Genomic DNA, 13,217 nt, shown 5'->3' on the forward strand with positions numbered 1-13,217 from the left:
GCGCTACGAGGCGCTGGTCTGGGCGTGCTCCGCGCGGGCCTCGATCAACTGCTTCAGGTCGGCCTCCAGCGTGGCGATGCGCTCGTCCAGGCGCGAGGTCTGCGCCTCGTCCAGGTGCACCAGGCCGTCGACCAGGCTCGACAGCTGCTGCAGCCGCGTCTTGCGGTCGCGCTGCGACTCGTGCCGCCGCAGCCGCTCCATGTTGCCGCGGTCCTCGGCCGGGGCCAGCAGGCGCCGGCGCTGCTCGCGCAGCACGCGGTGCAGGCGCTCGGCGCCGCGGCGGTCGCCGTCGGTCCAGTCGCTGCTGCAGCCGTGCACGGTCTGCTTCCATTCGGCGAAGCTCTTGCGCGGCGCGATCCGGGTGCCGTCGTCGGTGGCGACCAGGGCCTTGGCCGGTTCACCCGCCCAGCGCACGTCCTCGACCTGCTCGCGGCGGAACACGAACAGCCAGTCCTCCGGCGTGCCCAGGTTGATCGCCAGCAGGCCCGCCAAGCCCTCGGCCTGCAGCGCGTCGGTGCGCCAGTCCGTGGCCTTGTCGGTCATTGCCAGCACCGGGCGGCCGAGGCGCTCCACCCATTCCATCAGCACCGTGATGTCGAGCGACGCCGGCACGCGGCCGTCGTGGCTCCACTCCCCGCCCAGCCAGAGCGCCGCGCCATCGCTGTCGAGCGTTTCGCGCAGCAGCGCCAGCTCATCGGTCAGCGCCGCCCGGAAGTCGCGTGCCTGCGACAGCCGTGAGCCGACCGCGTCGCGCACCTGCTGCGCGCGCTCGTAGCGGTGCATGGTCTCTTCCTGCTCGCGCGCGGCCACCCGCATCGACACGAACATGCCGAACAGGTCCGCCGCCGCGCGCACGCCCGGCGGAACCGGCCGCGGCTCGCGGTGGTGGCAGGCGATCAGGCCCCATAGGCGGCCGCCGCTGATGATCGAGATCGACATCGAGGCAGCCACGCCCATGTTGCGCAGGTACTCCACGTGCACCGGCGAGACGCTGCGCAGGGCGTGCTGGCTCAGGTCCAGCGGCGCGCCCTGGGCGTTGACGCCCGGCAGCACCGGCACCGGCACGTAGCCGGCGTCGGGGATCACCCGCAGGCGGTTGCGCAGGTACAGCGCGCGCGCCTGAGGCGGGATGTCGGACGCGGGGTAGCGCAGGCCGAGGTAGGGCTCCAGGTCGTCGGCACGGGCCTCGGCGATGACCTCGCCGGCGTCGTCGTGGCGGAAGCGGTAGACCATGACGCGGTCGTAGCCGGTGAGCAGGCGGACCTGCTCGGCGGCGCGCTGGTGGAAGTCGCCGGCGTCCTCGGCCGCGGCCACGCGGGCGATCATGGCCTGGGCCACGCCGGTGGGCGCATTGCCGCGCTGGTGGAACGGCTGCTGCTCGATCTCGATGTGCACCAGCCCGTCAGCCACGTGCACGCCCAGGTCGCACAGCACGCCGAACGGGCCGATGTTGCCCACGCCCGCGCGCTGCGGCGGTGCGTCGGGTTCGGCGAAGCTCACCGTGTCGGCGACCACCTCCAGCACGTCCTGGTTGATGTAGTCGGCGAGGGACTCGCCCAGCAACTCGGCGGCCGGCACTTCCAGCAACTCATCGATGTTGGCCGAGGCCTGCCGCACGGTCCAATCCGGCAGCACCACGCTGATCAGGAAGCCGTGCGGCTGGATCGCACCGGACAAGTGGATCGGTTCGCGCGCACAGTCCTCGATGCCGGGGACGGCGCGTGGCTGCGGGCGCGGGTCGAGCGCGTCGGCCGGGCCACTCACGGTGGGATTGGGATTGCCGATGGGGTCACGGGTCATGCCAGGGCCTCCTTCGCGCAGCGCAGGGCCGACTCGGCGTGGCCAAAGGCCTCCGTGGCGGCCGCGCACAGGCGCGGGTGATCGGTATCGCTCAGTGCGGCGTCTTCGAGTTCGCGCAGGAACGCCGGCCACGCGTCGCCGCCTGCGTGCCCGGAAAGGAAGTCGGCACCCGCGCCGGGCGCGTAGCCCAGCGAGCGCGCCTCGCGCAGCAGGAAGCGCGCGCCCAGCGACGAGCCGGCGACGACGTAGCCCCAGCCCAGTTGCCCGGGGCGGTCGACCACCGCGGCCGGCCGGGTCGCGGCGGGCAGTGGCACGATGCGCAGGGCGCCGAGGTCGCGCTCCAGCCGCTCGCGCTGGTCGGCCAGGCCGTTCGGTACCTGTGCCAGCGCGGCCTGCCCGTCGCTGACGAAGCGGTGCATGCCGCGCAGGTAGGCGCGGTAGTCATCGGCCGAGTGCAGCCCGCCGCCCAGGACGCCATCCACGCGGTCGTGGGCGGCGCCGGTGGCGGCACGCAGGGCGTCATGCGCAGCGGGGGCGGCGGGGGTTGGAATCGGGGGGCTCCATTGGCAGCAGGCGAGGCGCCGCATGCCTTTCACGGGGGCATCACTTAACCATAATCCCCTGTTCAGTTTTCGGTCATCGCTTCAGGAACTTGAATAAAGACACGCCCTGCAAACCCCGGATCGGCGTGGAGGCCCTCCCACGTACACTCACGGCCCTGTCCAGCTGAATGAACGACTTATGACCCGTGCCTGGATCGCCGCCCTTTTCGCCTGTTCGAGCCTGCTGATGAGTCCCGCCAGCGCACAGACCGCCCCTGACGCCGACCGCCAACTCACGCTTGAGGCGCTGGCCGGTGATGCACCGCTGTCGGGTCCGAGCCTGGTCAAGCCGAAGGTCTCGCCCGACGGCCGACGGGTCGGCTTCCTGCGCGGACGCGAGGACGACCGCAACCGGCTGGACCTGTGGGCCTACGACATCGCCGCCGGCGCCAGCGCGCGCCTGGTCGACGCCGATGACGTGCTGCCCGGCGAGGAGGTGCTGTCGGACGAGGAGAAGGCGCGGCGCGAGCGCCAGCGCATTGCCGCGCTCAGCGGCATCGTTGATTACCAGTGGGCGCCGGACGGGCAGTCGGTGCTGTTCCCGCTTGGCGGCGAACTGTATCTGGTCGACCTGCGCCAGACCGGCCGCGAGGCCGTGCGCAAGCTGACCGACGGCGGCGGCTTCGCCACCGACCCGAAACTGTCGCCGAAGGGCGGCTTCGTCAGCTTCATCCGCGACCGCAACCTGTGGGTGATCGATCTGGCCAGCGGGCAGGCCATCGAGCTGACGGACGACGGCAGCGGCACCATCGGCAACGGCGTGGCCGAGTTCGTCGCCGACGAGGAGATGGACCGCCACACCGGTTACTGGTGGGCGCCGGACGACTCGGCGATCGCGTTCGCGCGCATCGATGAATCGCCGGTGCCGGTGCAGAAGCGGTACGAGGTCTACCCGGACCGCACCGAGGTCATCGAGCAGCGCTACCCGTCGGCCGGCGACCCCAACGTGCGCGTGCAACTGGGCGTGATCGCCCCGCGCGCCGGTGCGGAACCCCGCTGGGTCGACCTGGGCGACAACTCCGACATCTACCTGGCGCGCGTGGACTGGCGCGACCCGCAGCGGCTGACGTTCCAGCGGCAGTCGCGCGACCAGCAGCGCCTGGACCTGGTCGAAACCGAGCTGGCCAGCGGCGCGCAGCGCACGTTGATCACCGAGACCAGCACGACGTGGGTGCCGCTGCACCACGACCTGCGCTTCCTCGCCGACGGCCGCCTGCTGTGGAGCAGCGAGCGCAGCGGCTACCAGCACCTGTACGTGATCGACGAGGGTGGTGGCGCCACCGCGCTGACCTTCGGTAACTGGCCGGTGGACCGCGTGCTGGCGCTGGACGAGGCCGCGGGCCAGGTCTACTTCGCTGCGGGCAAGGACTCGCCGCTCGATACCCAGGTGTACCGCGTGCCGCTCGCGGGTGGTGAAGTGACACGACTGTCGACCGAGGACGGCGTGCACGCGCCGAGCTTTGCCGACAACGCCAGCGTCTACGTCGACAACTGGTCCAATCCGGCGACGCCGCCGCAGCTGACCCTGCACCGCAACGACGGCACCCGCATCGCCACGCTGGTCGACAACGACCTGGCCGACCCCGAGCACCCGTACGCGCCCTACCGCGCCGCGCACCGGCCGATCGAGTTCGGCACGCTGAAGGCCGCCGACGGCAGCACCGACCTGCACTACAGCGTCATCAAGCCGACCGGCTTCGACCCGACGCGCCAGTACCCCGTCGTCGTCTTCGTGTACGGCGGCCCCGCCGCGCAAACCGTGCGCCGCAGCTGGGCACCGGACTTCAACCAGTACCTCGCCCAGCACGGCTACGTGGTGTTCTCGCTGGACAACCGCGGCACCCCCCGCCGTGGCGCGGCGTTCGGCGGCGCGCTGTACGGCAAGCAGGGCACGGTGGAGGTCGAGGACCAGCGCGCGGGTGTGAACTGGCTGCGCGCGCAGCCGTGGGTCGATGGCGAGAACATTGGTGTATACGGCTGGTCCAACGGCGGCTACATGACGCTGATGCTGCTGGGCCAGGCCCCCGACGCCTACGCCTGCGGCGTGGCCGGCGCGCCGGTGACCGACTGGGCGCTGTACGACACCCACTACACCGAGCGCTACATGAATCTGCCCGACGCCAATGTCGACGGCTACCGGTTCGCGCGCGTGCTCGAGCACGTCGACGGGCTGGTTGGCCCCGATGCGCCGGAGCTGCTGCTGATCCACGGCATGGCCGACGACAACGTCCTCTTCAGCAACTCGACCGTGCTGATGAGCGCGCTGCAGCAGCGCGGCCAGCCGTTCGAGCTGATGACCTACCCCGGCGCCAAGCACGGCCTGCGCGGTGCCGACCTGCTGCACCGCCTGCGCCTGACCGAGGACTTCTTCGGCCGCTGCCTGGCGCGTTGATGCCTTGCGGTTGTAGGAGCGGCTTCAGCCGCGATTTCGCGAGTGCGGGACGCGGCGCAGGCCCACTGGATCGCGATCGCGCCTGAAGGCGCTCCTACAGGTACCGCTCCCTTCCCTGCGTGCAGGGGAGGGTTGGGGAGGGATGCCGTTCGCGTACTCCAGCCTCGCGGAACCGGCATCCAGTGAACCGGTTCCCGGTCGCGACTCACGTCGCTCCTACAAAACGTCCGCTCATTCGACGCGGCCCGCGCCTCAACTGCTCCGCTCGATCATCCGACGATGCCCGATCAGCCGCGCCCAGCGCGTGCCGATGTCGGTCAGGCACACGTAGGCCGCCTCGCCGGCGATGCGCAGCAGCATCTGCGGGCCCAGCCGCAGGCGCGGTTCGGCGGCGCACACTTCCGCGTCGAATCCCAGGTTGCGCGCGAACAGCGCGCAGCGCGCCAGGTGGTAGCGGCTGCTGAGCAGCGTCACCCGCCGCGAAAAACCCTTGCCCAGAACGATGCGCGCGTTGCGCAGGTTCTGCAGCGTGTCGCGCGATTGCGACTCCAGCGTCATCGGCAGGTCGATCGTCACGCCGCGTGCCAGCAGGCCCGCCTGCGCGAGTTCGGCTTCGGTCGGCTCGCCGGGCGCGCCGCCGCCCAGCAGCACGACGTTGCCCGGCGGCCGTTGCCGCCACAGCGACACCGCGCGGTCCAGCCGCGCCTCGAAGTCGATGTCCAGCCGTCCGCCAGGCGCATGCTTGCCGAACAGCAACAGGCACTCGCCGCGGTCGGGCAGGCACGGGGCCTTGCGCGCCACCCGCAGCACGTGGACGAAGTAGCCCACGTAGACCAGGCCCAGGCTCAGCACGCACGCGGCCGTGGTGACGGCGGCGGCGTGCAGCACGTCGCGGTCGGCGCTGAGCGCCAGGCGGTGGGCCAGTCGGGTGGACACGGGTCGGCTCGGGCGTGCGGGGGAGTTGCAACGAAGGCGGAACGCCCGGCGATTCTATGCCCGGGGCGTCCACAGGGGGCTGGCTATACTCGGCGCTTCGTCCGGTTTTCTTGTTCAGGAACGTCGTGCCCGCCGACTCCGCGTCTCCCGCATCGCCGCCGACCGCACCCGCGCCGATGCCGCCGCTGGCGGTGCGCGCCTACACCGCCACCACCGCGCTCGGCCGCGGCCGCCAGGCCCAGGCCGATGCGCTGCACGCGCGCCGCGGGGGCCTGCGCCGCAACGACTTCGGCCCCCTGCCCGACGGCGAAACCCCATTGGACTGCTGGATCGGCCGCGTCGACGGGGTCGAGGACGCGCCGCTGCCCGCGCATCTAGCCCGGTGGGAGTGCCGCAATAACCGCCTGGCGTGGATGGCGCTGCAGCCTGACGGTCTGATGGAGGCCATCAAGGACCAGGTCGCCCGCCACGGCGCTGACCGTGTCGCCGTGGTGGTCGGGACCTCGACGTCCAGCATCGGCGCCAGCGAGGAGGCCTACCGCCGGCTCGAGGGTGCCGGGAGCGAGGCGCGCTTCCCCGACGACCTCGCGCGCCCCATCGTGCATACCCCGCATTCGCTCGGCGACTTCGTGCAGCAGGCCACCGGCCTGCGCGGCCCGTGCGTGACCGTCGCCACCGCGTGTTCGTCCAGCGCCAAGGTGTTCGCGCAGGCCGCACGCCTGATCAACGCCGGTCTGGCCGATGCCGCGCTGGTCGGCGGCGTCGATACGCTGTGCGGCAGCGTGATCTACGGGTTCAACTCGCTGCAGCTGGTGGCGGTCGATCCCTGTCGCCCGTTCGACACCGCGCGCACCGGGCTGTCGCTGGGCGAGGCCGGCGGTTTCGCCGTCGTCGAGCGTGCGACGGCGGGCGACACCGGCCTGCAGCTGCGCGGCTATGGCGAGTCCAGCGACGCGCACCACATGTCCGCGCCGCATCCGGACGGGCTCGGCGCGCAGCTGGCGATGCGCCAGGCGATCGCCCGCGCCGGCATCGATGCCAGCGAGGTCGGCTACCTCAACCTGCACGGCACCGCCACGCCGGCCAACGATTCGATCGAGGCCGCCGCCGTCGCCGCGCTGTTCCCCGACACCCTGCACGCCAGTTCCACCAAGGGCTGGACCGGCCACACGCTGGGCGCGGCAGGCATCGTCGAATCGGTGATCGCGCTGCTCGCGCTCGATACCGGGCTGCTGCCCGGCATCCTGCACAGCGACACGCCCGACCCGGCGTGCGGCCCGCAGATCCGCTTCGACAACGTGCAACGCGAGATCCGCTACGCGATGAACAACTCTTTCGGCTTCGGCGGCAACAACTGCTCACTGGTGTTCGGCCGCGCATGACGACGCTGACCGCCCGCATCGAAGGCATCGCCTTCTGGACCCGTGGCCTGCCGTCGTGGGACGCCGCGGTCGCCTACGCGCGTACCGGCGTGCGGCCCGACGACGCCCCCGCCCGACCCTCGCCGCAACTGCTGGCCCCGAACGAGCGCCGCCGCGCGCCGGAGACGGTCGCCGTCGCGCTGGATGTCGCGCTCGCCGCGTGCCATGCCGCGGGCCGCGACCCGGCCACGCTGCCGTCGGTGTTCGCGTCGACCCACGGCGAGCTGGGCATCACCGATTACATGTGCGAAACGCTGGCGTCGGCGCCGCGCACCATCTCGCCAATCCGCTTCCACAACTCCGTGCACAACGCCGCCGCCGGCTACTGGACCATCGGCGCCGGTGCGATGGCCGCGGCCACCGCGATCAGCGCCCTGCACGCCAGCTTTGCCCAGGGCCTGCTGGAAGCGCTGGCGCAACTGGCCGATGGCGCGCCGGCGGTGCTGCTGGTCGGCTACGACGGCGCATCGGCCGGCCCGCTGGCGGGCGTGACCCGCAGCGAAGGCCTGCTCGGTGGCGCGCTGGTGCTATCGCGCGATGTCTCCGGCGGCCGCGACCCGATGACGCTGCGCGCCACGCTGGCCGACGGCACGTCGCCGGCCAACGACGGCCCGCTTGCACGGTTCGGGGCCGGCAACGCGATGGCGACGATGCTGCCGCTGTTCGATGCGCTCGCCGCCGGGCGCACCCACGCCACGCTCGATGCCGGCCCGGGGCGCGTGCTCGAACTGTCGCTGGCGCACGCGCCGGCCCACCCCACGCCTTCCAACGAGCCCCTGCATGCCTGATCGCAGCTCCATCGCCGTCGTCATCCCCGCCCTCAACGAGGCGCTGCGCCTGCGCGGGGTGGTGGAAGGTGCGCTGGCCGAATGCCCGACCGTCATCGTCATCGACGACGGTTCGGACGACGGCACCGCCGACACCATCGCCGACCTGCCGGTCACGCTGATCCGCCACGAGCGCCGCATGGGCAAGGGCGCCAGCCTGCGCACCGGCTTCGCCGAGGCACTGCGGCGCGGCGTCACCGGCGTGGTCACCATGGACGGCGACGGCCAGCACGCGGCCAGCGACATCCCGCGCCTGCTCGATGCCGCGCGCTACCACCCGCGCCACATCGTCATCGGCGCGCGCCTGCGCAAGCGCGAGCAGCAACCGACCTACCGCCGCCTGGCCAACGAGTTCGGCGACTGGGGCATCGCCTGGGGTACCGGCTACCGCATCGCCGACACCCAGAGCGGCCAGCGCTACTACCCGGCCGAGGTGCTGGCGCTGGGCGACGTGCCCGGCGAGGACTTCGTGTACGAGGCGCAGATCCTGATTTCCGCCGCGCGCACGCTGGGCACGCGCTGCGTGTCGGTGCCGATCGAGTCGCGCTACGCCTGCGTGCACGCCAGCGACGACCCCGAGCAGCAGTTCCGCGCCAGCCACTTCAAGCCGCTGCGCGACTTCTCGCGCATCACCTCGCACATCGTCGGCCAGGTGGTGGCACACGGCGGGATGCTGGAGGTGTACCGCCGCATCCGTGCCAACCCGCCACTCATCCACGACCCCGACGGCGAGTTCGCCGCGTATCCGTCCGCACAACCGGCCAAGACCCGATGAACCCGGCCGCCGCCCCGCACGATACCGACGTGGTCATCCTGGGCGGCGGGCTGGCCGGCCTGACGCTGGCGATCCAGCTCAAGCGGCAGGACCCCGGCACCCGGGTCACCGTGCTCGAGCGCCGCGCCCACCCGGTGCGCGAGGCCGCCTTCAAGGTCGGCGAGTCCACGGTGGAGATCGGCGCGCACTACTTCGCCGACGTGCTCGGCCTGCGCGAACACCTGGATGCCGAGCAGATCCGCAAGTTCGGCTTCCGCTTCTTCTTCAGCGAGGGCCGCGAGGACTTCGACCGCACGCTGGAGCTGGGTGTCAGCGAGATCCTGCCGACCCCGTCGTGGCAGATCGACCGCGGCCGCTTCGAGAACTTCCTCGGTGACCATGCACGCGGGCTGGGCGTGGACTTCCTCGACGCCGCCACGGTGCGCGGGTTCGACATCGACGAGAGCGACGGCCCCCACACCGTGCGTTTCGAACACGGCGGCGACGCGCGCCAGCTCACCGCGCGCTGGCTGGTCGATGCGGCGGGGCGCGCGGGCCTGGTCAAGCGCAAGCGCGACCTCGCCCAGCCCAACGACCACGACGCCAACGCGGTGTGGTGGCGCGTGGACGGCTTCATCAAGCCCGACGACTGGTCCGAGGATCCGGCGTGGCGCGCGCGCTGCATGCCCCCCGAGCGCTGGCGCTCCACCAACCACCTGTGCGGGCCGGGCTACTGGTTCTGGCTGATCCCGCTGGCCTCGGGCGCGCACTCGCTGGGCATCGTCTGCGACGCGAAGATGCACCCGCTGGACACCATGAACACGCACGACAAGGCGATGGACTGGCTGCGCGTGCACCAGCCGCGCGTGGCGCGTGCGCTGGACGAGGCGCAACCGGCGCTGCAGGACTTCCTGTTCCTGCGCCACTTCTCCTACGGCTGCAAGCAGGTGTTCTCGGGCGACCGCTGGGCGCTGACCGGCGAGGCCGGGCTGTTCCTGGACCCGTTCTATTCGCCCGGCAGCGACTTCATCGCCATCAGCAACACCTACATCTGCGACCTGGTCGCCAAGGACCGCGCCGGCCTGTCGTTCGCGCCGTTCGCGCAGATCTACCAGCAGCTGTACTTCGCGTTCTACGAGAACACCCTGAGCCTCTACCAGGACCAGTACCCGCTGTTCGGCGACGCGCAGGTCATGCCGGTGAAAGTCATCTGGGACTACACCTTCTACTGGGCGCTGCTGGCCGCGGTCTACTTCGCGGGCCGCCAGTGCGACATCGCCGCGATGGGTCGCACGCGCGACGCGTTCAAGCGCGGCGAGGTGCTCAACATCCACGTGCAGGCGCTGCTGCGCGCGTGGGGCCAGCGAAACAGTCAGGCCGGCCTGCCGGTGGATATCGCCACCGACACGATGCTCGACCAGGGCCGGATCCCGTGGTTCGCCGAGATGAACCGCGCGCTCAACGACGAACTGGACGACGAGGCATTCGTCGAGCGCATCCACGCCAACGTGGCCCGGATGGAGGCGCTCGCGGCGGAAGTGCTGGCGCGCGCGCGCGGGGCACATCCGGGGATCGGGGGCGATGCACTTGAAGCCGTGCTGGGCGACACCGGCGCGGCCAGCGGGGAGTCGCTGGCACCGCGCTGGTACCAGGCGGCATAGCGCCAGACGTCCAGCCGGCAGGTCCAGACCTGCAGGAGCGGCATCAGCCGCGATCGACCCCTGCAGGAGCGACCTAAGTCGCGACCTGCGCATGTGCCCGATCTCCCGCGGTCGCGACCCACGTCGCTCCTGCAGCGCAACCGGATTTACACGTCGAGGCCGCGGCATGGCTGCGGGACGATTCACGATCGCGGCTGAAGCCGCTACTACGATGGACCGTTCGACGCGCCGTGCCTGACCGGGTTGGGCGCGCTAGGCTGGCCGCGGGCCGATGCCCGTAATCCGACAGGTGACCCCATGGAACTCGGTGCGTTTTCCGTCAGCCTCGCGGTGAAGGACCTGCAGGCATCCCGCGCGTTCTACGAGAAGCTCGGTTTCTCCGCGATGGGCGGTGACGCCGCGCAGGGCTGGCTGATCCTGAAGAACGGCTCGACCGTGATCGGCCTGTTCCAGGGCATGTTCGAAAAGAACATCCTCACCTTCAACCCGGGCTGGGACCAGGCCGCGCAACCGCTGGCGTCGTTCACCGACGTGCGCGAGATCCAGGCGTCGCTGGACGCCGAAGGCGTCGACATCACCACGCGCGCCGACCCGGACACCACCGGTCCGGCCCACATCATCCTGTCCGACCCGGACGGCAACGTCGTCATGCTCGACCAGCACGTGTAGCCACGTAGCGCGGGGACCGCTGCTCTTGTAGGAGCGACGTAAGTCGCGACCACGAAGCGGACCCGTATCTCCCGGTCGCGACTTACGTCGCTCCTACAGGTGTAAGGGGGCGCGGGCATCGCGGCTGAAGCCGCTCCTACAGAGGAGCCGGTTCAGCGCGGGTCGGCTTACGCGTTGCGCGGATACCGCGCGCGCATCGCCGCGACCGATTCGTCCACCAGCTGGCGCAGTACGTCCATGTCGACGTCGGACAGGCGCTTGAGGTACAGGCACGACTTGCCGGTGCTGAACTTGCCCAGCCGCGCCAGCAGCGGCTCGTAGGCGTCGAAGCCCGGCATGATGTAGAGCGTCAGCGCCTGCTTGCGCGGGGAGAAGCCGACGATGGGCCAGTCGCCCTCGCGGCCGCTCTCGTAGCGGTAGGTGTAGGTGTCGAAGCCGACGATCGCCGGGCCCCACAGCACCGGGTCGCAACCGGTGGATTCACGCATCAGTTCGACCAGCGTGTGGCAGTCCGCCTGCCGGGCCGGATCCTGCGCGGCCAGGAACCCTTCCACCGAGCCCGCGCCCGGTTTCGTCTTCGCCTCGGTGGCGACGCGCCGCTCCATGGTCAGCCGCCGGGGGTGGCCACCGGCGCGTTCATCGGCGGCGGGTCGGCAACGAAGATCGCCACGCCGCGGGCGTACTTCTGCGTGGGGGTGACACTGACGCCGATGCCGCCGCTGCTGAAGCTGCTGCCGCCGTAGCTGCCGCCGCCCGCGCCGACGCTGACGCCGGTGCCGCCCCAGCTGTCGGACGTGCCCTGGAACAGCACGCCGTTGGCGCCGAGCTTGGCGGCCTCGACGCGCAGCTTGTCGATCACCTGGTCGGTCTTGTTCTGTTCGCCGTAGGTGAACGCGCCGCTGCGCGTTTCCAGCAGGGCGATCTCCTCGTAGCCGGCCGGCGGCGGGTCGAAATAGACGCGCACCTGCGCCGGGTCGATCGGCGCGCGCGGCTGGCCGGTGAGGATGTGCGAGGTCGCGCACGCGGCCAGCGTCAGGGCCAGCAGCGCGGCGGTCAGTGTGCGGAGCATGGGCGCCTCCGGGGCGTGGATCGTGCCGCGGATGCTACGCCGCGGCTGTCGGCGCGGGGTGACTGCGACCCGACCGCCCGGGAGCTGCGCCTGAAGTGTTCAGCCTGGCCGTCAGCCCATGCCGCCGTTGATGCCGATCACCTGGCCATTGATGTAATCCGCCGCATCCGAGCACAGGAACGCCACCAGCGAGGCCACCTCGTCGGGCGTACCGGCGCGGCCGGCGGGCACGGTCTGCTTGATGAGTTCGGCCGGGAACGCGTCGCCGGCCATGCGGCCTTCGATCACGCCCGGCGCGACCACGTTGACGCTGATCCCGCGCGAGGCCATTTCCCGGGCCAGGGATTTGCTGGCGCCGTGCAGCGCCGCCTTGGCGGCGGCGTAGTTGGCCTGGCCGCGGTTACCCAGCACCGCCGCCACCGAGGAGATGCTGACCACCCGGCCCCAGCGCGTGCGCGCCATCGGCAGCAGCAGCGGCTGGGTGACGTGGAAGAAGCCGTGCAGCGAGATGTCGATGACGCGCTTCCATTGCGCGTCGCCCATGCCGGCCAGCGGCGCGTCGTCGTGGATGCCGGCGTTGTTGACGACGACCTGGATCGGGCCGTCGGCCAGCAGCGCCTCGATCGCCGCGCGCGTGGCGTCGCCGTCGGCGACGTCGAACGCCACCGCCTGCGCGCTGCCGCCGGCGTGGTGGATGGCGTCGACCACGGCCTGCGCGCGCTGCAGGTTGGCGTGGGCGTGGACGATGACGTGGCAGCCGTCCTCGGCCAGGCGCTGGCAGATCGCGCTGCCGATGTCGCCGCTGCCGCCGGTGACGAGGGCGCGGCGGAGGGTGGGGGCGGGGTTCGGGGTCATCGGTGCATTCCGGTGTCGGCAGGCGGGCATTGTCGTGCATGCAGGCGCGAGGTGAGTCGCGGTGCGCCCGACCCAAGCCACTGTAGGAGCGGCTTCAGCCGCGATGGGGTGGCCGATCGCCTCGCTGCTTCGGATACGCGATGGCTTCCGGGCGCCGGTCGCGACTTACGTCGCTCCTACAGGTGTGAGTGGCGCGGGCTTCGCGGCTGAAGCCGCTCCTACAGGGAGATA

Annotated in this window: 12 protein-coding genes; 6 read left to right on the top strand and 6 right to left on the bottom strand. The window is 71.4% G+C overall.

Translation table 11 applies throughout. The features are described from left to right. Positions 1 to 3: 3 nt before the first annotated feature. Together K6753_RS00585 and K6753_RS00590 are read right to left on the bottom strand one after the other, a co-directional pair. Positions 4 to 1,800, bottom strand: coding sequence for a GAF domain-containing protein (locus K6753_RS00585; protein WP_223674250.1), 1,797 nt, complete (start codon positions 1,798 to 1,800; stop codon positions 4 to 6). Then, a complete protein-coding gene (locus K6753_RS00590) occupies positions 1,797 to 2,387 on the bottom strand; it encodes a biliverdin-producing heme oxygenase (protein WP_223674251.1) in 591 nt (196 codons plus the stop codon). Before K6753_RS00590 ends, K6753_RS00585 begins: the two co-directional genes overlap by 4 nt. A gap of 169 nt (positions 2,388 to 2,556) precedes the next feature. On the opposite strand from K6753_RS00590, the gene K6753_RS00595 reads away from it, so the two are divergent. Further along, a complete protein-coding gene (locus tag K6753_RS00595) occupies positions 2,557 to 4,794 on the top strand; it encodes a S9 family peptidase (RefSeq protein ID WP_425492052.1) in 2,238 nt (745 codons plus the stop codon). Positions 4,795 to 5,046: 252 nt separating this feature from the next. Here K6753_RS00595 and K6753_RS00600 read toward each other — a convergent pair whose 3' ends face one another. Then, positions 5,047 to 5,730, bottom strand: coding sequence for a YdcF family protein (locus K6753_RS00600; protein WP_223674253.1), 684 nt, complete (start codon positions 5,728 to 5,730; stop codon positions 5,047 to 5,049). 176 nt (positions 5,731 to 5,906) lie between these two features. On the opposite strand from K6753_RS00600, the gene K6753_RS00605 reads away from it, so the two are divergent. The 5 genes from K6753_RS00605 (at position 5,907) to K6753_RS00625 (ending at position 11,062) form a co-directional block, all read left to right on the top strand. Then, positions 5,907 to 7,112, top strand: a complete 1,206-nt coding sequence (locus K6753_RS00605) for a beta-ketoacyl-[acyl-carrier-protein] synthase family protein (protein ID WP_223674822.1) — start codon at positions 5,907 to 5,909, stop codon at positions 7,110 to 7,112. Then, positions 7,109 to 7,939, top strand: a complete 831-nt coding sequence (locus tag K6753_RS00610; RefSeq protein WP_223674254.1) for a beta-ketoacyl synthase chain length factor — start codon at positions 7,109 to 7,111, stop codon at positions 7,937 to 7,939. The genes K6753_RS00605 and K6753_RS00610 overlap by 4 nt, the downstream gene beginning before the upstream one ends. Continuing rightward, entirely contained in the window at positions 7,932 to 8,753 is an 822-nt protein-coding gene (locus K6753_RS00615; protein WP_223674255.1) for a glycosyltransferase family 2 protein, read from the top strand. Before K6753_RS00610 ends, K6753_RS00615 begins: the two co-directional genes overlap by 8 nt. Continuing rightward, positions 8,750 to 10,393, top strand: a complete 1,644-nt coding sequence (locus K6753_RS00620; RefSeq protein WP_223674256.1) for an NAD(P)/FAD-dependent oxidoreductase — start codon at positions 8,750 to 8,752, stop codon at positions 10,391 to 10,393. The genes K6753_RS00615 and K6753_RS00620 overlap by 4 nt, the downstream gene beginning before the upstream one ends. 297 nt (positions 10,394 to 10,690) lie before the next feature. Continuing rightward, the gene (locus tag K6753_RS00625) at positions 10,691 to 11,062 is read left to right on the top strand and encodes a VOC family protein (protein WP_223674257.1); all 372 of its coding nucleotides are present in this window, start codon (positions 10,691 to 10,693) and stop codon (positions 11,060 to 11,062) included. A gap of 167 nt (positions 11,063 to 11,229) precedes the next feature. Here the strand turns inward: K6753_RS00625 and K6753_RS00630 are convergent, their stop codons facing one another. From K6753_RS00630 to fabG, 3 genes are all read right to left on the bottom strand, one after another. Continuing rightward, positions 11,230 to 11,667 (bottom strand): DUF1801 domain-containing protein, encoded by a 438-nt coding sequence (locus tag K6753_RS00630; protein ID WP_223674258.1) that lies wholly within the window; start codon positions 11,665 to 11,667, stop codon positions 11,230 to 11,232. A 2-nt stretch (positions 11,668 to 11,669) separates the two neighbouring features. Next, the gene (locus K6753_RS00635; RefSeq protein WP_223674259.1) at positions 11,670 to 12,131 is read right to left on the bottom strand and encodes a hypothetical protein; all 462 of its coding nucleotides are present in this window, start codon (positions 12,129 to 12,131) and stop codon (positions 11,670 to 11,672) included. A 111-nt stretch (positions 12,132 to 12,242) separates the two neighbouring features. Further along, entirely contained in the window at positions 12,243 to 12,986 is a 744-nt protein-coding gene (gene fabG, locus K6753_RS00640) for a 3-oxoacyl-ACP reductase FabG (protein WP_223674260.1), read from the bottom strand. Positions 12,987 to 13,217 lie beyond the last annotated feature (231 nt).

Source organism: Novilysobacter selenitireducens, from assembly GCF_020026895.1.
In the GTDB taxonomy this organism is placed as follows: domain Bacteria; phylum Pseudomonadota; class Gammaproteobacteria; order Xanthomonadales; family Xanthomonadaceae; genus Lysobacter_C; species Lysobacter_C selenitireducens.